The following is a 20,438-nucleotide window of genomic DNA, read 5'->3' on the forward strand; positions in this document are numbered from 1 at the left end:
TTACAGCTGCCAGGAGCCGATATCGGCATTCACACCGTCGCCATCGGGTTGCCCGTCGGCCCCCAGGGAAAACACGTCGACCTCACCGTTGGCGCCCGGGTTGAGGTAGTGATAAGGCCGGCCCCAGGGGTCGTTGGGCAGGCGCTCCAGGTAAGAGCGCCAGTTGCTGTTTTTGGCGTCGGCCGGGCGCTCTGCCAGCACCTTCAGGCCCTGGGTCATGTTCGGGTAGCTGCCGTGGTCGAGGCGGTAGAGTTTCAGCGCCTGCATCAACCCGCCAATGTCCTGCTTCGCCGCCGTGGCCCGCGCCTGGTCCGGCCGGTCAAGGACCTTGGGCACCACCATGGCCGCCAGGATCCCGAGAATGACCACCACTACCATGATCTCGATCAGGGTGAAGCCACGCTGGCCGCGAGGGCCTCGGGGCGGGGACGTGAAGTGCGCGATATCCATCTCGACATTCCTTGGCTTGATTGCGGATTCGTCGCGCAGTGTTGCAAGAAGATATGTCAGTGGTATTGAAAATCCTCGGGTGTTTCGGTCGCCAATCGGTCAAGCCCGAAGGCTAGTCTGCGGGCCTGTTTCCCGGCCCGAGCACGCCATGCCACACCCGAGTAATGAGCAAGGTTTTACCCTGATCGAAGTGCTGGTGGCGCTGGCGATCATCGCCGTGGCCATGTCGGCGGCCGTGCGCGTGGCCGGGGTCATGACCCAGAGCAACGGCCTGTTGCGGGACAAATCCATCGCCATGCTGGCCGCCCAGAGCCGCCTCGCCGAAGTGCGCCTGGAGGGCCGCCCGAGCCTGGGCAGCCAGGTGTTCGAGTGTGACCAGGGCCGCCTGCAATTGCGTTGCGAACAGGTCATCAGCCAAGGGCCGCAGGCGCGGCTGTTCAAGGTCAGCGTGCAGGTGCTGGACCGGCGCCAAGACGGACCGCCCCTGGCGCGCCTGGAAACCCTGGTGGGCCGCGCGCTGCTGAAGAAGTTGCCCTAGGCCGGTCTAGGGCCGGGTGAGATTCGGCAAGGCCGGCGGCTCCGCTGGCTTGGGCAGGCTCAGGCGCGTGGTTTCGCCACCACGCTCGATCAGCACCGCATCGCCTTCGATCGCCGCCAGGCGCACACCCTGGCTCAGGCGTTCGCCCTGCATGAAACTGCGCGGCGGCCCGTCGTTGAGGCTGAGGATCGCCACCGCGCCATGGGCCCCGCTGAGTACCCCGGAGACCTTGATCTGCACCGGCGCCGGGCGATTGGAAAACCACTGCAGCGCCGGGTTGTCGTTGCGCTCCGCCAGCACCTGGGGCGCCACGGGCGGGGTGTGGGACTCGGCGGAGGTGAGCAGCAATGATGACCAGGTCGCAACCCCGGCCAGGGCGGCCAGCAAGGCCAGGCCCTGGACCGCGTGCGCAGCTGAAATACGATGGGCGAATGCCATGGATGGGACCTCCTGATTGTCCGTGCCGACAGCCTACAGGCCAATTCTCACGTTTTTATTTCACACGCCCATCATCTTCGCCGTGCAGCATCGGATCGACGCAAGGGAGCGCGAACATGAACAACCTCAAGCAACAGGGCTTCACCCTGATCGAGCTGATGGTGGTGCTGGTGATCATCGGCATCGCCAGTGCGGCGGTCGGCCTGAGCATCAAGCCCGACCCGCTGCAACAGCTGCGCAAGGATGCCGAGCGCTTGAGCCAGTTGCTGCAAATGGCCCAGGCCGAGGCACGGGTCGATGGGCGCCCGATCACCTGGCGCGCGGACGCCAAAGGCTATGGCTTCAGCCGGCGCAGCGCCGACGGCCAGGGGCTGGAGCACTTCGCGGGCGACCCGCAATTGCATGCACGGTCCTGGGACAGCACGCCGATGCAGGTGCGCATCGAGCCCCGGCAAACCCTGGTGCTGGACGCCGAGTGGATCAACCCGCCGTTACGCCTGGTGCTGTCCGACGGGCAGCACAGCCTCGGCCTGCAACGCGACGCGGATGGCCGGTTGCGGCTGGTGAACCAGCCATGAAGCGGACGCAGCAGGGGTTTACCCTGATCGAAGTGATGGTGGCGATCATGCTCATGGCGCTGGTCAGCCTGATTGCCTGGCGCGGGCTGGACAGCGTGACCCGCGCCGACCGTCATCTGCAGGCCAGCACCGAGCAGACTGAAGCCTTGTTGCGCGCCTTGAACCAGTTGCAGCGCGACATCAGCTTGCGGGCCGGGATCGAACTGGCGGAACCCGAACAGACCTCGGCCGAACCTCGGGAAGACCCGCTACGGCCCGCCGCGCCACCGGCCCTGAGTGTGCGCAGCTCGGACAGCAAGGGCTTTCGCCTGGACCTGATCCGCAGCGCGGCGGTCCCGGGTGCCGGCCTGCAACGGGTGCGTTGGTGGCTCAAGGGCGACACCCTGTACCGCGCCGCCGCCCCCGCCGGCGACCGCTACCCCCTGCCCGCGCCGAAACAGGCGGTGGCGGTGCTGAGCCAGGTCAGCGACCTGCAACTGCGGGTCTGGGACCCCGACAAAGGCTGGCGACAACTCAGCGGCAATCGCCAGGACAACCCACCCGGCCTGGAAATCAGCCTGGTGCGCCAGACACCCCAAGGCGTGGAACGCTACCGACAAGTGCTCGGCCCCCTGCAATAATCTATAGCCGCTGCCACCAGGCTGGCCCGTATGGGCGCCGGGATACATCCGGAAGGAATGCATGGGTTGGAGGGACAGCGCGGCCCGAGCCTTCGGCAGCGGCTACAGGGCCTAACTGAGCAGGACCACGCCGCCCGGCAGTTCGGTGCATTTGGCGCCGTAGGCGTCGCGGATCAGCAGGGCCACGCCGGCCAGCTGGTTGAGGCTGAAGCGTGCCTGGACCTTGCGCTTGCCCAACTCGGCGTTGAGCAGCACCAGCATCCCCGGGCGATAGCGGTTGATCTCGTCGATCACGGTGTTGAGGCTGGCGTTGTCGAACACCAGGACCTGCTCGCGCCAGGCAACCACCGCCTGGGTGTCCACCACCTGCGGTTGGCCGATGCCCTGGGCGTCGTAGATCAGTTGGCGGCCCGCCTCCAACGCCATGCTGCGTCCACCCACCGCCACCGCCACCGAACCTTCGATGCAGGTCACGCAGACCCGGCTGTCGGTGTTGCGCACGTTGAAGCGCGCCCTTGTCGCGCTCAGCCAGCCGGCGCCAGCCTGGACCTTGAGCGGCCGCGCAGCCTGGGCCAGGACCTCGACTTCGCCCTGCAGCAACTCAATGCCCTGCTCGCCCTCGGCCAATGCCCGGCGGTTGATGCGGGTCTGAGTGTTGAGTTCGAGGCTGACGCCCTCGGCCAGTTCGACTCGCCGTTGCTCACCGACCTCGGTGCGGTAGTCGGCCGTCAACCCGGCAAAACCGCCGGGCACCGTGAGCCGCACCATAAACAAGGCCGCCGAGGCAGCAATCGCCCCACCCAGGAACGCCCGCCGCCCGAAACGCCGGGGCTGCGTCGCCTGCTGCCAGTGCTCGGCGGCGGGCGCCAACTGCTGCCACAGGGCCTTGGCCTGCTCGAAGGCCCGGGCATGCTCCGGGCTCTGCGCGCACCATTGGCGCAAGGCCCTGGCGTCGGCCACGGTGGCCTGGCCCGAGGTCAGGAGCAGCAGCCAGTCGCGGGCCTCGCTGTACAGTCGGCTGTCTGGCGTATCCCGAGCAGTGGAAATGCTAAAAATATTCAAGCGCGCAAATACTCACGGATTAATCAGGGACTCGTTGACTAAGACGGTTTTCCGGCCCCGGGACCGAACCGCTGGATGACTTTTCTTTCCAGGCGCAAGGCGCAGTGCCCCAGGGCGGCCTTGAGTTCCTTCTCCACCATGCGCGTGGAAATGCCGAAGCGCTGGGAGATTTCCAGGTGCGGCGCTTCTTCCAGGCGCGCCGCGATAAAAATCTTGCGCCGCCGCGCCGGCAGTTCATAAAGGGCCTTGAGCAGGGTCTGGATTTCTTTCTGGCCGCCTACCACCCGCGACGGGTCCTGGGCTTCATCGGCCACCTGCAACAGCTCTTCGACTTCGCTGCCGGTCAACAGCCGGGCATCGGACTGGCGCCGGTCGGCGGCAATGTTCAGGGCCATGCGGTACAGGTAGGCATTGGGTTGCAGCAGGTTCGGCGGGACCTCCATGCGGTCGACCCGCAGGTAGGTTTCGTGGAGGACATCGTTGGCCAGGTCCTCCGAGCCCAGGCGTCGGCGCAGACGCACCTTGAAATCCTCGTAGGAGGTCAAGAACAACCTGACCATCGGACTGTGCCCGGTATTTTTCATACCCCGGAAGCTCCTTCCCGTGCTGTGCATTCCATGCGTGTTCCTGTGGTGTCCGGCATCAAAAGTAAGGTCAGCGGCTGGCGCAACGAACTCGGCGCCAGGCGTTCGACCCGGGTACTGCCCAGGCTGCGGACCAGCGCTTCATCGCGCTGGACATCACCCGTGGAACTGACCAGGCGGCTGTGCTCAATGCTGCCGTCAGGGCCGATCCAGACCTGCACCAGCGCCCGGAAACTGCCCGGGCGGGTCAATGGCGAGCGGCACAGGCTGCGCTCGATCGCCTGCTGCAACGCCGTGGCGTAGCTGCTGTTGATCCGTGCCGCACGTGGCCCCTTGGGTGACAGTGGCTGACTGGCCTCGGGCACCTGCAGGGTGAACGCATCGCTGCGGGCATAACGCGCCACCAGGCCGCTGCCGGTGAGCAACAGGCCCAAGGCTTCGCGCGCGCTGTAACGGCCGTGCACCCCAATCGAGCGCCGGCCCCGGGTCAACTCGCGGTCCACCAGCACCGCCATCCCGGTCGAACGACTGAAAGCTTCCAGGGCGTCCGCCAGGTTTTGCGCCGGCAGGTCCAGCGCCAGCAACTGCGGCGAGTCGATCTGCGGCGGCCCCAATGGCTCGGCCCGCAGCAGGCCGGGCATGGCCAGGCCCAGCAGCACCGCCAGGCAACAGCCCGCGAAACGTGCGTGCACCCAAGACCGCCGCTCGACCTCTGCTCTGCATCGCTGCACGGCTGACGCGTCCCTGAAAACCGTCATCCTGAGGCCAGTTTATGAATCTGATGTTACGGTGATAGCAAAAAAAACATCACCTTTGGCCCAGGGCCCCTGCACTACACTCAGGTCCCATACCGGCCCACTCCTTCGGGCCCGCCAGGAGGCCCAGATGAAGCTGTTTCCGACCCTCGCCAGCCTGTTGCTGTGCGCCGCCCTGCCCTTCGCCGCCCAGGCCGAAGAGCCCGCCACCGGCTGCGTCGACGTCAGCGTCGGCGGTTACAAGGCACCGGACTACGGCTGCCTGAGCCAGCAGATGGGCGGCACCCCGGACGCCGCCAAGGCCGCGCAGCACAACCAGCAGGCGCAGACCGTGCCGGTCGAGAAACGCCCGCCGAACCAGATCGGCCTATCGACCCCGGCCGCCACCAGCGTTCGCATGGGCAATACATTCGGCACCTCGGTGAAGCCGCAACGGCCATAAGACACAGCACAATGCCATCGCCGCGAGCGCCAGGCTGGCTGCGGCGCTACACCCGCTGCGGGCATGGGAGTAACCTTGCGTCCATTGCCTTGCTCAGGATGTATCGATGGAACTGCATGTCGTCATCAACGGCCGCAAGGACCTGGCCGACCAGCTCTACCAACAACTGCGCAGCGCCATCGAATCCGGGCGCCTGGCCGCCGGGGCCCAGTTGCCGCCCAGCCGTCTGTTGGCGCAACAACTGGGCATTTCACGCAAGACCGTGTCCGACACCTATGCCCTGCTGACCTACGACAACCTGCTGATCGGCAAGATCGGCCGTGGCACCTTCGTCAATGCCCGGGCGGTCAAGGTCGAACGCAAACAGGCGGCCCAGGACCTGGCCTGCGCCGCCAACCTGGAGAAATGGCAGAACCTGCCCTGGCCCCTGCGCCACCCCTCCCTGGAAAGCACCGCGCGCTATGAATTCATCGGCGGCGCGACCCGGCGCAATCAGTTTCCCCAGGAGGAATGGCGGCGCTGCACCCAGGAAGCCCTGCGGCGCATGGCCGAACACGGCGGGTTCTACAGCCAGCCGGAGGGCTTGCCGGCCCTGCGCAGCGCCATTGCCGGGCACGTGGCGTTTTCCCGGGGCGTGGTCTGCACCGAACACGACATTGTGATTTGCAACGGTGCGCAACAGGCCCTGGACCTGATCGCCCGGGTGGTGCTCGAACCCGGCAGCCTGGTGGCCATGGAAGACCCCGGCTACAGCCCGGCGCGCATGCTGTTCAGTGCCCAGGGCGCGACGGTGATCGGGGTCCCGGTGGATGAGCAAGGGTTGCAGGTGGCGTTGATCCCCGATGGCGTGCGGCTGATTTACGTCACCCCGTCGCACCAGTTCCCCCTGGGCATGCCCATGAGCCAGGCACGGCGCGAGGCCCTGTTGCAGCGGGCGCAGCAACTGGGGGCGATTGTCATCGAGGACGATTACGACTGCGAGTTTCGCTACGAAGGACGGCCCACCGACTCGCTGCAAAGCCTGGACAGCCATGGGGTGGTGGCCTACGTCGGGACCTTTTCCAAGACCATGCTGCCGCAGCTGCGCCTGGGTTATGGGGTGCTGCCGCCGGCGATCATCGGCGCGGTGGTGCGAGCCAAGCACCTGACCGACTGCCACACCTCGACCCTGGCGCAGTGGGCCCTGGCCAAGTTCATCAGCGATGGCTGCCTGCTCAAGCATATCCGCCGCTGCCACACGGTCTATGCCGGGCGCCGCGAGCGTATCCTGCAGCGCCTCGACGGCGACCTTTCGCCCTGGCTGCAAGCCATTCCCTCCACCGCCGGCTTCCATATGGCGGCCTTGTGCAAGGTGCCGGTGAACCTGCCGTTGCTGCTGGAGCGGGCGAAACAGGCCGGGATCGGGCTGTACTCCCTGGACTGTTTCTTCAACGACACGCCGGTCAGAAGCGGGCTGTTCATCGGGTTTGGCGCCATTGAAACCCTGGACATCGATCCGGCCCTGGACCAGGTGCGCGACATCCTGCGGCAGATCGCCTGAGCAGTGGTCTGCCGTTCTTTGCCGGGATTGGCCATAGGTCGGGGCGCTGAGCGGGATTAGTCTGGGTCGGTCTTTTCATTGAGCACGAGAACCCGACCATGAACCCATTGACCGCTGCCCTCGCCGCCCTGGCGCTGCTGACCTCCCTGGGCGCCGCCGCCCATGAACCGGTGTACGGCCAGGAAAAGCTGGCGATTCTCCAGGAACAGGCCCTGAGCAATATGCCTGGAAAGAAAGCCCTGATGCTGACCGTGGACTACGCCCCGGGCCAGGCCACGGTGCCCCATCGGCATGCCGGCGCGGCCATGGCTTATGTGCTGCAGGGCGCGATCACTTCGCGGGTCAATGACCAGCCGGCGATAACCTACAAGGCCGGGCAGTCCTGGTTCGAGCCTGCCGGTTCGCGGCATCCGGTGTCGAGCAATGCCAGCCAGACCGAGCCGGCGAAGCTCTTAGTGTTCATGTTGATGGATGAGCAGGACGCGGTGTTAACGCCGTTGGAGAAGTAGCGGCGGGGATGGTGGGGTTGGGCGTTGCCATTATCGAGTGCAATGAAAAAGCCCCGTATCTCGCGATACGGGGCTTTTTGGGTTAACGCTCGATCAGGCCGTTACAGGCTCGATTGACCGCTCAGTGCCAGGTCCAGCAGTTCACGGTTGGCCACCGCGTACATGGCGTAGTCAGTGCCGACTGCGGCACGGATTTCCACCATCATGGCGCGCCAGCGATCGGCCATGCTCGCGTTCTGCTCCAGCCACAGGGCCACTCGGGCTTCCATGTCGTCCGGCGCATCGGCCATTTGCAGAACCTTGATGGTGATCGCCCGTTGCTGCCAGTCCACGTCGTCGCGGAAGGCTTCGCGGGCCTGGGCCTGCCAGTTGTTGCCCACTGGCAGATCGCTGATCTGCTGCAGGTACCACGGCAGGTCCAGGGCGCTGCCCACGGCGAAGTAGGCCTTGGCCACATCGGCGGCGCTCTGACCAGTGACGTCAGCGGCTTCGATGATCGGCAGCAGGGTGTACAGGTGAGTGGTGCCTGCAACCATGCGCGCCAGCAACTCTGGCACACCGGCTTCGACATACGCCTGATAACGGTTCTGCCAGCCTTCGCGGGTCGGGCCTTCCAGCAGTTCGTCGAGCTTGAGGCCCAACGCCGCCAGGTGCGGGCCGAAGTGGGCGACGTCGCGCGCTGCATCCTGCTCGTTGCGACGGCTGCGCAGGAACCAGCGCGTGGCACGACGGCCCAGGCGCATCAGCTCATCCATCAACGCCAACTGCACTTCAGCCGAAACCTGGTGGTCCAGGGCTTCGATCTGACGGAACCAGTGCGGGAGGTGGAAGATGTCACGCACGATCACATAAGCACCGGCCACGTTCGCCGGGCTCATGCCGGTGGACTCCTTCAAGCGCTGCACGAAGGTGATGCCCATGTGGTTGACCAGGTCGTTGGCGATCTGGGTGCTGACGATTTCGCGCTTCAGGCGGTGACGACGCATGGCTTCGGAGAACTTGGCCACCAGGCTTGGCGGGAACGCGGTCTCCATGTCACGGGTCAGGTAGTCGTCATCCGGTACCAGGGACTTGAGCAGTGCTTCCTTGAGGTCGATCTTGCTGTAGGAGATCAGCACCGACAGCTCTGGACGGGTCAGGCCCTTGCCCGCCGCGGCGCGCTCGGTGAGCTGCTCCTCGGTCGGCAGGTACTCGATGGCGCGGTCCAGCTTGCCCCGGCCTTCCAGGTCGCTCATCAGGCGCTTGTACTCGGCAGCACGCTCGTAGGCACGGCGCGCGGCCAGGGACAGGGCCTGGGTCTGCTTGTAGTTGTTGCCCAACACCAGGCTGCCGACTTCGTCGGTCATGCTCGCCAGCAGCTGGTTGCGCTGCTTGTCGGTCATGTCGCCGGCCTGCACCACTTCGTTGAGCAGGATCTTGATGTTCACTTCGTGGTCGGAACAGTCCACGCCACCGGCGTTGTCGATGAAGTCGGTGTTGGAACCGCCGCCATTGAGGCCGAACTCCACACGACCCAGCTGGGTCATGCCGAGGTTGCCGCCCTCACCCACTACCTTGCAGCGCAGCTCGTTACCGTTGACCCGCAGTGCATCGTTGGCCTTGTCGCCGACATCGGCGTGGCTTTCGGTGCTGGCCTTGACGTAGGTGCCGATACCACCGTTCCACAACAGGTCCACCGGTGCCTTGAGCAAGGCATTGAGCAGTTCGGTCGGGGTCAGCTTGTCGGCCTGGATGTCGAAGCGTTCTTTCATCTGTGGCGAGATGGCAATGCTCTTCGCGCTGCGCGAGAAGATACCGCCGCCTTCAGACATGATGCTGGTGTCGTAATCGGTCCAGGCCGAACGCGGCAGGTCGAACAAGCGCTGACGCTCGACGAAGCTGTTGGCCGGCGTTGGGTTCGGGTCGATAAAGATGTGCAGGTGGTTGAATGCGGCCACCAGTTGCAGCTTGTCGGACATCAGCAAGCCGTTGCCGAACACGTCGCCGGCCATGTCGCCGACACCGACCACGGTGATGCTGTCTTCCTGAACGTTGATGCCACGCTCGCGGAAGTGGCGCTGCACGCCGACCCACGCGCCCTTGGCGGTGATGCCCATTTTCTTGTGGTCGTAACCGGCCGAACCACCGGAAGCGAACGCATCACCCAGCCAGAAGCCGTAGTCGATGGCGATGCCGTTGGCGATGTCGGAGAAGGTTGCGGTGCCTTTGTCGGCCGCGACCACCAGGTACGGGTCATCGTTGTCGTGACGCACCACGTTGGCCGGTGGCACCAGGGCGCCGTCTTTCAGGTTGTCGGTGATGTCCAGCAGGCCGGAGATGAAGATGCGGTAGCAGGCGATGCCCTCGGCCGCGATCTCGTCCCGGCTGCCGCCCAGTGGCAGGCGACGCGGCAGGAAGCCGCCCTTGGCGCCGACCGGCACGATCACCGAGTTCTTCACTTGCTGGGCTTTTACTAGGCCCAGGACTTCGGTACGGAAGTCTTCTTCACGGTCGGACCAGCGCAGGCCGCCACGCGCCACATTGCCGAAGCGCAGGTGCACGCCTTCAACCCGTGGCGAGTAGACGAAGATCTCGAACTTCGGCACCGGTTTCGGCAGCTCTGGAATCGCGTGCGGGTTGAACTTGAAGCTGAAGTACGACTTGTTCTGGCCGTTGGCGTCGGTCTGGTAGAAGTTGGTGCGCAGGGTGGCCTTGATCAGGTCCAGGTAGCGCCGCAGGATGCGGTCTTCGTTGAGCACCTGAACGTCGTCCAGGGCGGTGAGGATCGCTTGTTCCAGGCGCTGCTGCTTGTCTTCCAGGTCGTCGCTGGTGAGCTTGCGCGCCAGGTAGAAACGGGTCTTGAACAACCGGGTCAACTCGCGGGCGATGTCGGTGTGGTTGTTCAGGGTGCTGGCGATGTAACCCAGGTCGAAGCCCAGGCGGATCTGCTTCAGGTAACGGGCGTAGGCACGCAGCAGTGCGACGTCGCGCCATGGCAGGCCGGCCGTCAGCACCAGGCGGTTGAAGGCATCGTTCTCGGCATCGCCACGCACGATGTGGACAAAGGCGTCCTGCAGCGTGTCGTTGAGCTGCTGGATATCCAGGTCCAGGCCTTCGGCAGCGGTAAAGGCGAAGTCGTGGATCCAGAACTCACGGCCGTTGTTGTGGCGCAGGCGATACGGGAACTCGCCCAGCACGCGCAGGCCGAGATTTTCCAGGATCGGCAGCACGTCGGACAATGCCAGCGGGGTGTCGGCGTGGTACAGCTTGCAGTGCAGCTCGCGCTGGCCCGAGACCTGGCCCAGGGGCTGGTAGAAGCTCATCACCAGCGGGTTGGCTTCGGTCAGGCTCAGCAGGTGTTGCATGTCGACCACGGCCGAGTGCGCAGCGAAGCGCTCGCGGTAGCCGGCCGGGAAGCCTTTCGGGAAGTCCGCCAGCACATTGGTGCCGTGGGCCTCGCCGAAGCTTTCGACCACCAGGCTGGCGTAGTCGTCCTGCCAGCTGCGGCAGGCCTGGACCACTTCTTTTTCCAGCAGCAGCGGGTCGATGTCGATGCGGTTCTTCGGGTCGACCCGCAGAATCAGTTGGACGCGGGCCAGTACCGACTCGGAGAAGAAGGTCCAGAACTCGCAATCCGAGGCTTGCAGGCGATCCATCAGCACTTGCTGGATCTTCTGCCGCACTTCGGTGGAGTAGATGTCGCGCGGCACATAGGCCAGGCAGTAGCAGAAACGACCGTAGGGGTCTTTGCGCAGGAACACGCGGATCTTGTTGCGTTCCTGGATCTGCACGATGGACATCACGGTGCTGAACAGTTCGTCGACCGGGGTCTGGAACAGGTCGTCACGGGGCAGTACTTCGAGGACCTGGGCCAGTTCCTTGCCCAAGTGGGCCTTGGCCTGGAAGCCCGAGCGCTGCTCGACGATTTCCACCTTGCGCCGGATGTACGGGATGACCCGCACGCTTTCGCCGTACACCGACGAGGTGTACAGGCCCATGAAACGGCATTCCTTGACCACTTTGCCGTCGGCATCGATCTGGCGGATCGACACGTAGTCCGGGTAGGCCGGACGGTGCACGCGGCTTGGGTGCGCGGCCTTGGCGAACGACAGCGGAGTCGGTTCGCGCAGGTAGTTGACGGCGTAGTCTTCGATGCGCAGGTCGTCGGCGGTGAGGCCGGCGCGCAGCAGCTTGGTCAGGCCGAGGAACGAGTTGGGGTCATATTCGATATGACCGCCGTCCTGCTCTTCGCGAACCACAAATTCTTCATAGCCGAGGAAGGTGAAGTGGTTGCCCACCAGCCATTCCAGGAAGCTCTTGATTTCGGTCTTTTCGTCCGCCGCGATGGCGAACTGGCTGTTGTCGATGCCGTCGATCAGTTCCTGGACCTTGACCTTCATCGGTTCAAAGTCGGCCACTGCGACGCGCACTTCACCCAGCACCTGCTCCAGTTCCTTGCTCAGTACATTGAGCTCGGCGGCGTTGGAGCAACGGTCGATTTCCAGGTACATCAGCGATTCTTGCTGGATGCCTTCGCCGTGGGTGCCCTTGGGCAGGATTTCCAGCAACTCGCCCTTGCTGCCGCGACGCACGCTGAGCACGGTGGTTTGCAGGGTATGGATGCTGTAGCCGCGACGGTTGAGCTCGGTACGCACCGAGTCGACCAGGAACGGCAGGTCATGGTGCAGGACCTCGACCGCGGTGTGGGTCGACTGCCAGCCGTGGCGTTCGTAGTCGGGGTTGTAGACGCGCACTTGCGGTTGCGCGTGATCGAAGCGCTCAAGCAGGCGCCAGGCTGACAAGGTGCAGCCCGCCAGGTCGGACAACCGACGCTGGGTGAGTTCGTCCAGGGAAATGATGCCGAAGAATTGTTCAGCGAACAGCGCCACTTGTGGCAGTGCCTGTTCACTGATGTGCTGCGCCAGTGCCGCTTGCAGTTGGTGCTGGAAGTCGGCTTTGCTGGCTGCGGTGAAGAACGCCATCTGTGGTACTCCGCTTGGGCTTGTTATTGATGGAAGCGTCGCGTGCAATCCCCTTGCGGGGTCAAGCGTCACCCTGCTCCTGATCTCGGGCAGAGGTTGCAGGATGACAAGGTGGTGAAGCTGGACGGGACACTCGGGTCACATTCACCTTCGCTGCGATGGGCATCTGCAAAAACGACTGACGCATCACGCGCACAATGCCTTTACAGGTGTCCATCCGTTGCGCAGCTTAACGAGTGCGGCAAGGCCGCTGCTTGCGATGCTGCGACATATTCGGTCATTGGCACGCACCCGACGCGCCGCACCCCGCACAACACTAGCAGCCAGCGGGCCGAACCGTGGCCTGAACCTGGTTTTCGGGGTACTGGCGTACCAGAAATGACCCGCCAGGGCGACTGCGGTCACGACCTGTTCTCAGACACGCAAACCAGCAGAAATTCCCCAGGGCTGGCAGAATTGCGCTTTGCCTGCCCCGCTGTGGGTCCGTGCAGCCACTCTTCAGGAACAGCCCCATGCAACTGACCACCGCCCATTTGATCGCCAACCCCTGCGATGACGAAGAAGACAACATGGCCATGCTCTGCTGCCACAGCAGCCAGGGCGACATGTTTCTGATGAGCCGCTACCCGGATGAGGACGAGCTGGAAATCACCCTCGACGGTGAGCCTTCGACCCTGGACGGGGTGAAAGTCACCCTGAGCCCGACCCGCCTGCTGATCGAAATCGCCGCGGCCGACGCCGACGCCCTCAACGGCGACGACCACCTGGAAATCCACCACGCCACCGCCGCCAGCGACCTCGCCGAAGTCGAACTGACCCTGCAAAACATACTCAAGGGCACCGGCACCTATGTAAGCCAGCTGTAAGCCCTGTGGCCGCCGGGAGGGTGTCGGACAAACCTGTATCGCCCTCCCCGGCCAGCGCAGCCTGCGGCAGCGGCTACAGCGCTACGGGCTGATTTTTTCGACTAAATCGGCAATTCCGGATTTCCCCGTTAGTCGGCACCCCCTGCTATGGATTAAAGTATCGCCCCCAGCCCCGGCGTTACTCGAACACCCGGGCTCTCCCTCTCCAGGAACAGTCATCGATGGAACATCGTGAAGCGCTGCTTGCGCTGCGAACCTTTCTTTCAACGCAGATTCTCGGCCAGGAAAAACTCATCGAGCGCCTGCTCATCGCCCTCCTCGCCGACGGTCACATGTTGGTCGAGGGTGCGCCAGGCCTGGCCAAGACCAAGGCCATCAAAGAGTTGGCCGAAGGCATTGAAGCGCAGTTCCATCGTATCCAGTTCACCCCTGACCTGTTGCCGGCCGACATCACCGGCACCGAGATCTATCGCCCGGAAACCGGCAGCTTCGTGTTCCAGCAAGGCCCGATCTTCCACAACCTGGTGCTGGCCGACGAAATCAACCGCGCCCCGGCCAAGGTCCAGTCGGCCCTGCTGGAGGCCATGGCCGAGCGCCAGGTCAGTGTCGGGCGCAGCACCTATGAGCTGTCGCCCCTGTTTCTGGTGATGGCGACCCAGAACCCCATCGAGCAGGAAGGCACCTACCCCCTGCCCGAAGCCCAGCTCGACCGCTTCCTGATGCACGTGAAAATCGGCTTTCCCGACGCTGCCGTCGAACGCCGCATCCTGCAACAGGCCCGTGGCGAAGCCCTGAACGGCGAAACCAAGCCCGAACGCCGGGTCAGCCAGCAGGCGATTTTCGCCGCGCGCAAGGAAATCCTCGGCCTGTACATGGCCGACGCCGTGGAGGAATACCTGGTGCAACTGGTCATGGCCACCCGCACCCCGGCCAAGTTCGACCCGGAGATGGCCGAGTGGATCGCCTACGGCGCCAGCCCCCGGGGCTCGATTGCCCTCGACCGCTGCGCCCGGGCCCATGCCTGGCTGGCCGGGCGCGACTTCGTCAGCCCGGAAGATATCCAGGCCGTGCTGTTCGACGTATTGCGCCACCGCATCATCCTGTCCTTTGAAGCCGAAGCCGCAGGCATCGACCAGGACCGGGTGGTCCAGCGTATTCTCGACGTCGTTGCCGTCGCTTGACCCCCATGAGCCCGAGCCCCAAGACCGCCGAACCCGGCATCCGCATCAGCCTCGCCGAGCTGATCGAGATGCGCCATCGGGTGCGCGAAGTGCAGCTGTTCTCGACCCCGAGCCAACGCAGCCCGCTGATCGGCCTGCACCACTCGAAACTCCGCGGACGCGGGGTCGACTTCGATCAGGTGCGGGTCTACCAGGCCGGCGACGACGTGCGCACCATCGACTGGCGCGTGACGGCGCGCACCCAGGAACCGCACACCAAGCTGTTCCATGAAGAACGCGAACGGCCGATTTTCATCATGGTCGAGCAAAGTCGCCGGCTGTTCTTCGGTTCCGGGCTGATGTTCAAATCGGTGCTCGCCGCCCAGGCCGCGAGCCTGATCGGCTGGGCCGCCCTGGGTCACAACGACCGGGTCGGCGGCCTGGTGTTCGGCGATGACGAACACTACGAAATCAAGCCGCGCCGCAGCAAACAGAGCCTGTTGCAGCTGCTCAACCGCCTGGTGCGGGTCAACCAGTCGCTGCACACCGAGACCGAACCCGAGCGCGACGCCCTGGGCACCGCCCTGCGCCGTGGCCGCGAAGTCCTGCGCCCGGGCAGCCTGGTGATCGTGATCTGCGACGAGCGCGCCCTGTCCGACGCCGCCGAACAACAGCTGAGCCTGCTTTCACGCCATTGCGACCTGCTGCTGATGCCGCTGTCCGACCCCCTCGACCACGCCCTGCCCGCCGCCGGCCTGCTGCGCTTTGCCGAGCGTGGTGCGCAGCTGGAGCTCGACACCCTGAATTACGACCTGCGCCAGGCCTACCGCGCCATGAGTGAGGCGCGCATCGCCCGTTGGGAGCTGCTGGCGCAAAAGCTGCGGGTGCTGCTGATGCCCCTGAGCACCCAGAGCGAGATGGTCGAACAGCTGCGCGAATACCTGAACCCGCAACGTCCGGGTAAATCCCGATGAGCAGCCTCGAACAACTGCAGCCCTTGATGGCCCCGCCCGCCATCGGCTTCTGGCCGCCCGCCCCGGGCTGGTGGCTGCTGCTGGTGCTGCTGCCGTTGCTGGGGTTCGGCCTGTGGCGGCTCAAACGCTGGTGGCCGCGCAAGCGCCCCGTCGTGCGCGCCGAACTGCCCCTGGACCCGGTGCGCCTGGCGGCCCTGGCCGAACTGGCGCTGCTGCCCAAGCCCTACGACGGCGCACCGGCCGGGGCCTGGCTGCAACAGCTCAATGCGCTGCTCAAGCGCCTGTGCCGCAACCACTACCCCTACAGCCAGAGCCATACCCTGAACGGCCGCAAATGGCTGGCGTTTCTCGACAACCGCTGCCCGGCTGCGGGGCTGACGCGCTGGATGGTGCTGGTGGAAGGCGCCTACAAGCCCGAGTGCAAGCTCGACGACAAAGCCATCGCCGGCCTGACCCAGGCGGTCGACACCTGGATCCGCAAACATGTTTGAGTTCGCCTGGCCCTGGGTCTTTGCCCTGTTGCCACTGCCGTGGCTGCTGCGGGTGCTGCTGCCGGTGGCCGACAGCGGCGAGCCGGCGCTGAAGATCAGCTTCCTCACCGAACTCGAAGGCCTGGCCCGGCGCCGGGCCCGGGCCAACCTGCCGGCCTGGCGCCAGCAGGCACCGTTCATCCTGCTGTGGCTGTTGCTGCTGCTGGCTGCGGCCCGTCCCCAATGGCTGGGCGAACCCCTGCCGGTGGCGGCCAGCGGTCGCGACCTGCTGGTGGCGGTGGACGTGTCCGGCTCCATGGACTTCCCCGATATGCAGTGGCTGGACGAAGACGTCAGCCGCCTGAGCCTGGTGCAGCACCTTCTGGGGGACTTTCTCGAAGGCCGCGAAGGCGACCGCGTGGGCCTGATCCTGTTCGGCAGCAAGGCTTACCTGCAGGCGCCACTGACCTTCGACCGCCGCACGGTGCGCATCTGGCTGGATGAAGCGAAGATCGGCATCGCCGGTAAAAATACCGCCATCGGCGATGCTATCGGCCTGGCCCTGAAACGCCTGCGCCAACGCCCGGCGCAAAGCCGGGTGCTGATCCTGGTGACCGACGGCGCCAACAACGGCGGCGAAATCGACCCCCTGACCGCTGCGCGCCTGGCCGCTGAAGAAGGGGTGAAAATCTACCCGATCGGCATCGGCGCCGACCCCGAGCAAAGCGGCACCCAGGGCCTGCTGGGGCTGAACCCGAGCCTCGACCTGGACGAGCCGGCCCTCAAGGAAATCGCCACAGTCACCGGCGGCCGCTACTTCCGCGCCCGCGACGGCCAGGAGCTGCAAGCCATCAAGGAAACCCTCGACCAACTGGAGCCCGTGGCCCAGCAGCCGACCCAGGCGCGCCCGGCCCAGGCACTCTATAGCTGGCCGCTGGCCCTGGCGCTGATTTTCAGCATGCTGCTGGTGGTGCGCGAGCGCTGGCCGGAGAACCCGCTGCAACGGTTTTTCACCAAGGCGCACTTCCTGCAACCGGCCCATGACTGGCGCGAGCGTCTCAAACGCCTGCGCCTGCGGAGGCGTCGATGATCGCCGCGCTCTGGCCGCACTGGTTCCGCCCCGCCTGGCTGCTGCTGTTGCTGCCGCTCGGCTGGCTGCTGTGGCACCTCTGGCATCGGCAAAAACGCGCCGGGCGCTGGCAGATGATCCTGCCACCGGCCTTCCATGCTGCCCTGCTCAGCGGCGGCAACGGCCGTGAGAGCAAAATGCCCTGGGTGGTGCTCGGCCTGGCGTGGCTGATCGCTGTCCTGGCACTGCTCGGCCCCAGCTGGCAGCGTGTGGAGCAAATCAGCCAGAAGCCCGCCGACCCGCTGGTGGTGCTGCTGGAGCTGACGCCGCAAATGCTTGCCAGCGACGTGCCGCCCAACCGCCTCGAACAGGCGCGGCGCAAGCTACTGGACCTGCTGCAACTGCGCAGTGACGCGCAGACCGCCATCGTGGTCTACGCCGGCAGTGCCCACACCCTGGTGCCGCTGTCGGACGACCTGGCCACCAGCCGCAACCTGCTCGAAGCGCTCAAGCCGTCGATCATGCCCGAGGCCGGCCAGCGCGCCGACCTCGCGGTGCACAAGGCCCTGCAACTGCTGGACCAGGGCGCCCTGGGCCAGGGCCGGATCCTGTTGATCGCCTCGTCCCTCAGCGAACAGGAACGCCAAGGCATCCGCCAGGCCCTGGGTGGCCGTGCACCGCAACTATTGATGCTGGGGATCGGCAGCCGTGACGGTGCACCGGTAACCCAGGAAAACGGCAGCCTGCTCAAGGATGACCAGGGCGCGATCCTGGTTTCGCGCCTCGACAGCCCGAGTCTGAAAAGCTTCCTCGGCGACCTCGGCGGGCGTTATCGCCAGGTGCGCCTGGATGACAATGACTTGCGCGGCCTGGGCCTGCTGGGTGGCCCGCGCAACCTGCGCGACGACGGCCAGACCCTGCAACTCGACACCTGGGCCGACCAGGGTTACTGGCTGCTGTTGCCGCTGTTGTTGCTGGCGGCCTGCGCCGGGCGCCGTGGCTGGCTGTTCTGCCTGCCGCTGCTGTTCATGCTGCCGCAGCCCAGCTACGCCTTCGAGTTCAACGACCTGTGGCTGCGGCCCGACCAGCAAGGCCAGCGCCTGTTGCAACAGCAACGCCCCGCCGACGCGGCGCGGCACTTCCAGGACCTGCAATGGCAAGGCGTGGCCCTGTATGAGGCCGGCGACTACGCCGCTGCCGCTCAGCGCTTTGCCGAAGGCAGCGACGCCCGCGCCCACTACAATCGTGGCAACGCCCTGGCCCGCAGCGGTGAGCTGGAGGCCGCGGTGGACGCCTACGAACAGGCCCTGGAGTTGCAGCCCGACCTGCAACCGGCGCTGCAGAACAAGGCCCTGGTCGAAAGCCTGCTGCAAGAACAACAGGTGACCACCCCCGAGCTCCCGGACAAGGAGCAGCCTGGCGACGGCGACGAAGCCGGCACCTCGGCGCAATCGGGCGCTGCCAACCAAGGCTCCCAGGCACCCGGCGAACACGAAAACCAGGGGCAGAACCCGCCTGCGGGCAATGGCCAGGGAGACGAAGAGCAACCTGCGGACACCCAGGCCCAGTCCGGGCAGTCCGATGTGCCAGGTTCCGAACTGGGTGACGAGCGCACCACCACACCACCCCTGCGCGCCGGTGCAGAGACCCTGGACGGCGAGCGCCGGCAGGCATTGGAGCAATGGCTGCGCAAGATTCCGGACGACCCCGGCGAATTGCTGCGGCGCAAATTCTGGTACGAACAGCAACAACATCAGGATCAGGGAAAAACTCGATGACCCGCTTCACCGCCCTCTTGCTCACCTTCTTTCTCTGGGCCTCCCTGGCCCAGGGCGCCGGGCTGGTCGCCAGTGTCGACCGCAGCCGGGTGAACTCCGGAGAAACCGTGGAGCTGACCCTGGAGTCCAACGACGTCACCCTGTTCGGCAAACCCGACCTGGCGCCGCTGGAGCCGTCGTTCGAGGTGCGCGGCACGCGCCAGGTCAACCAGTTGACCACCCTGAGCGATGAAAGCCGCGCCACCACGCGCTGGATCATCACCCTGCTGCCACGCCAGACCGGCACCGTGCTGATCCCGGCCCTGCAACTGGGCGAGGTGCAGAGCCAGCCGATCACCCTGCAGGTGATCGAGAGCGCTGCGCAACTGCCCGACAGCCGCATGGAGCCGGTGTTCATCGACGTCAGCCTCGACCAGGACAGCGTCTACGTGCAGGCCCAGGCCCTGTTGACCCTGCACATTTACCATTCGGTGGCGCTGTACGACGACAGCAGCCTGACCCCGTTGCAGATCGGCGACGCCCGAGTCGAACAGCTGGGCGAGCAGCGCACCTTTGAGAAGGTCATCAATGGCGTGCGCCACGGCGTGATAGAGATGCGCTACGCCATCTACCCGCAACACAGCGGCGCGCTGCTGATCCCGGCGCAGACCTTCAGCGCGACCATGGTCGACGTCAAGCCAAGCCAGGAGCCGGCGCCCTTGGGGCCCAAGCCGGGCAAGCTGATCCACGTCAGCTCCGCCGAAATGCCGCTGTCGGTCAAGGCCAAGCCCGCCGCCTACCCGGCCGACGCTCCCTGGCTGCCGGCCCGCAGCCTGAGCCTGAGCGAAAGCTGGAACCCGGAGCCGGACAATCTGCAGGTCGGCGACTCGGTGACCCGCAGCCTGACCCTGCGCGCCGAAGGCCTGTCCAGCTCGCAACTGCCGCCCCTGCCCAGCAGTGAAGTCAGCGGCCTGCGCAGCTACCCGGACCAGCCGCAGTTGAGCAACCAGAACAGCGAGCGCGGGCTGATCGGCATTCGCGAAGACAGCCAGGCCCTGGTGCCCAACCGCAGCGGCAACATTGAACTGCCGGCGGTGGAAGTGGTGTGGTGGAACACCTTCGAAGACCACCTGGAACGCAGCACCCTGCCCGCCCGTACCCTGCACGTGGCGAACAACCCGAGCCTGGTGGTCGACACCCCGGCCGGCAACCCGACACCGAGCAGCAGCGTCGACAATTCCAGCCTCTGGGCCTGGCAACTGAGCACACTGCTGCTGGCCTGCACCACCCTGATCGGCTTCGGCCTGTGGTGGCGCGCCCGCTGGCAACCGGCGATCCTGCGGGCGGCGCAAACCGGGCCCAGCCCGCGCACGCTGCTCGACGACCTGAAACGCGCGAGCCTGGCCAACGACCCTCAGGCCACCCGCCAGGCCCTGGATGCCTGGGCTCGCCAGCAACCGGAAACCCTGGCCGACATGGCCGCACGCTTCGTGCCGCTGTCCGACGCCCTCGACGGCCTCAACGGCGCGCTCTACAGCGAAACCGGCCAATACTGGCAAGGCGAAGAACTGTGGCGCGCGATTCGCACCATCCCCATCAATGAGCGGGTCCAGGCCCCGGTGGCCGACACCAGCAGCCTGCCGCCCCTTTACCCTAAGTAGGGCC

General features: G+C 65.6%; 19 protein-coding genes. 13 read left to right on the forward strand and 6 right to left on the reverse strand.

Annotation, left to right across the window (positions count from 1 at the left end; translation table 11 throughout):
• Entirely contained in the window at positions 1-450 is a 450-nt protein-coding gene (gspG, locus tag AC19YX_RS02255) for a type II secretion system major pseudopilin GspG (protein WP_078473767.1), read from the reverse strand.
• Positions 451-598: 148 nt separating this feature from the next.
• Between gspG and gspI the strand changes: the two genes are divergently transcribed.
• Entirely contained in the window at positions 599-988 is a 390-nt protein-coding gene (gene gspI / locus AC19YX_RS02260) for a type II secretion system minor pseudopilin GspI (protein WP_500605571.1), read from the forward strand.
• Between the two features lie 6 nt (positions 989-994).
• Here the strand turns inward: gspI and AC19YX_RS02265 are convergent, their stop codons facing one another.
• On the reverse strand, positions 995-1,426 hold the full coding sequence (locus AC19YX_RS02265) for a type II secretion system protein N (protein WP_500605572.1): 432 nt from the start codon (positions 1,424-1,426) through the stop codon (positions 995-997).
• Positions 1,427-1,542: 116 nt separating this feature from the next.
• Between AC19YX_RS02265 and gspH the strand changes: the two genes are divergently transcribed.
• Both gspH and AC19YX_RS02275 read left to right on the forward strand, forming a co-directional pair.
• On the forward strand, positions 1,543-2,004 hold the full coding sequence (gspH, locus tag AC19YX_RS02270) for a type II secretion system minor pseudopilin GspH (RefSeq protein ID WP_500605573.1): 462 nt from the start codon (positions 1,543-1,545) through the stop codon (positions 2,002-2,004).
• Entirely contained in the window at positions 2,001-2,624 is a 624-nt protein-coding gene (locus AC19YX_RS02275) for a type II secretion system protein GspJ (RefSeq protein ID WP_500605574.1), read from the forward strand. Before gspH ends, AC19YX_RS02275 begins: the two co-directional genes overlap by 4 nt.
• Before the next feature lie 111 nt (positions 2,625-2,735).
• Here the strand turns inward: AC19YX_RS02275 and AC19YX_RS02280 are convergent, their stop codons facing one another.
• The 3 genes from AC19YX_RS02280 to AC19YX_RS02290 are packed head-to-tail and all read right to left on the reverse strand — an operon-like array spanning position 2,736 to position 4,911.
• Positions 2,736-3,686, reverse strand: a complete 951-nt coding sequence (locus tag AC19YX_RS02280) for a FecR family protein (protein ID WP_500605575.1) — start codon at positions 3,684-3,686, stop codon at positions 2,736-2,738.
• 38 nt (positions 3,687-3,724) lie between these two features.
• Positions 3,725-4,270 carry a sigma-70 family RNA polymerase sigma factor gene (locus tag AC19YX_RS02285; RefSeq protein ID WP_020296056.1) on the reverse strand — a complete coding sequence of 182 codons (546 nt, stop codon included), beginning with the start codon at positions 4,268-4,270 and terminating at the stop codon, positions 3,725-3,727.
• The gene (locus AC19YX_RS02290) at positions 4,267-4,911 is read right to left on the reverse strand and encodes a secretin and TonB N-terminal domain-containing protein (protein WP_201132169.1); all 645 of its coding nucleotides are present in this window, start codon (positions 4,909-4,911) and stop codon (positions 4,267-4,269) included. The genes AC19YX_RS02285 and AC19YX_RS02290 overlap by 4 nt, the downstream gene beginning before the upstream one ends.
• A 244-nt stretch (positions 4,912-5,155) precedes the next feature.
• On the opposite strand from AC19YX_RS02290, the gene AC19YX_RS02295 reads away from it, so the two are divergent.
• From AC19YX_RS02295 to AC19YX_RS02305, 3 genes are all read left to right on the forward strand, one after another.
• The gene (locus AC19YX_RS02295) at positions 5,156-5,467 is read left to right on the forward strand and encodes a hypothetical protein (RefSeq protein ID WP_421546990.1); all 312 of its coding nucleotides are present in this window, start codon (positions 5,156-5,158) and stop codon (positions 5,465-5,467) included.
• A 106-nt stretch (positions 5,468-5,573) separates the two neighbouring features.
• A complete protein-coding gene (gene pdxR, locus AC19YX_RS02300) occupies positions 5,574-7,007 on the forward strand; it encodes a MocR-like pyridoxine biosynthesis transcription factor PdxR (RefSeq protein WP_500605576.1) in 1,434 nt (477 codons plus the stop codon).
• Between the two features lie 98 nt (positions 7,008-7,105).
• Positions 7,106-7,516 carry a cupin domain-containing protein gene (locus AC19YX_RS02305; protein ID WP_201130755.1) on the forward strand — a complete coding sequence of 137 codons (411 nt, stop codon included), beginning with the start codon at positions 7,106-7,108 and terminating at the stop codon, positions 7,514-7,516.
• A gap of 101 nt (positions 7,517-7,617) precedes the next feature.
• On the opposite strand, the gene AC19YX_RS02310 is transcribed toward AC19YX_RS02305, so the two are convergent.
• Positions 7,618-12,477 (reverse strand): NAD-glutamate dehydrogenase, encoded by a 4,860-nt coding sequence (locus AC19YX_RS02310; RefSeq protein WP_201130754.1) that lies wholly within the window; start codon positions 12,475-12,477, stop codon positions 7,618-7,620.
• A 512-nt stretch (positions 12,478-12,989) separates the two neighbouring features.
• Here AC19YX_RS02310 and AC19YX_RS02315 point away from each other — a divergent pair.
• From AC19YX_RS02315 to AC19YX_RS02345, 7 genes are all read left to right on the forward strand, one after another.
• Positions 12,990-13,343 (forward strand): hypothetical protein, encoded by a 354-nt coding sequence (locus tag AC19YX_RS02315; protein WP_500605577.1) that lies wholly within the window; start codon positions 12,990-12,992, stop codon positions 13,341-13,343.
• 221 nt (positions 13,344-13,564) lie between these two features.
• Positions 13,565-14,524 (forward strand): AAA family ATPase, encoded by a 960-nt coding sequence (locus tag AC19YX_RS02320; protein WP_003218556.1) that lies wholly within the window; start codon positions 13,565-13,567, stop codon positions 14,522-14,524.
• Positions 14,525-14,529: 5 nt separating this feature from the next.
• Complete coding sequence (locus tag AC19YX_RS02325) at positions 14,530-15,477, forward strand: DUF58 domain-containing protein (RefSeq protein ID WP_020296063.1); 948 nt, start codon at positions 14,530-14,532, stop codon at positions 15,475-15,477.
• Complete coding sequence (locus AC19YX_RS02330; protein WP_500605578.1) at positions 15,474-15,968, forward strand: DUF4381 domain-containing protein; 495 nt, start codon at positions 15,474-15,476, stop codon at positions 15,966-15,968. The genes AC19YX_RS02325 and AC19YX_RS02330 overlap by 4 nt, the downstream gene beginning before the upstream one ends.
• Positions 15,961-17,037, forward strand: a complete 1,077-nt coding sequence (locus tag AC19YX_RS02335; RefSeq protein WP_078473755.1) for a vWA domain-containing protein — start codon at positions 15,961-15,963, stop codon at positions 17,035-17,037. Before AC19YX_RS02330 ends, AC19YX_RS02335 begins: the two co-directional genes overlap by 8 nt.
• Positions 17,037-18,794, forward strand: coding sequence for a VWA domain-containing protein (locus AC19YX_RS02340; protein ID WP_500606131.1), 1,758 nt, complete (start codon positions 17,037-17,039; stop codon positions 18,792-18,794). The genes AC19YX_RS02335 and AC19YX_RS02340 overlap by 1 nt, the downstream gene beginning before the upstream one ends.
• Positions 18,791-20,434: a BatD family protein gene (locus AC19YX_RS02345; RefSeq protein ID WP_500605579.1), complete on the forward strand. Its 1,644-nt coding sequence runs from the start codon at positions 18,791-18,793 to the stop codon at positions 20,432-20,434. Before AC19YX_RS02340 ends, AC19YX_RS02345 begins: the two co-directional genes overlap by 4 nt.
• Positions 20,435-20,438 lie beyond the last annotated feature (4 nt).

Source organism: Pseudomonas sp. MF09150, from assembly GCF_059862355.1.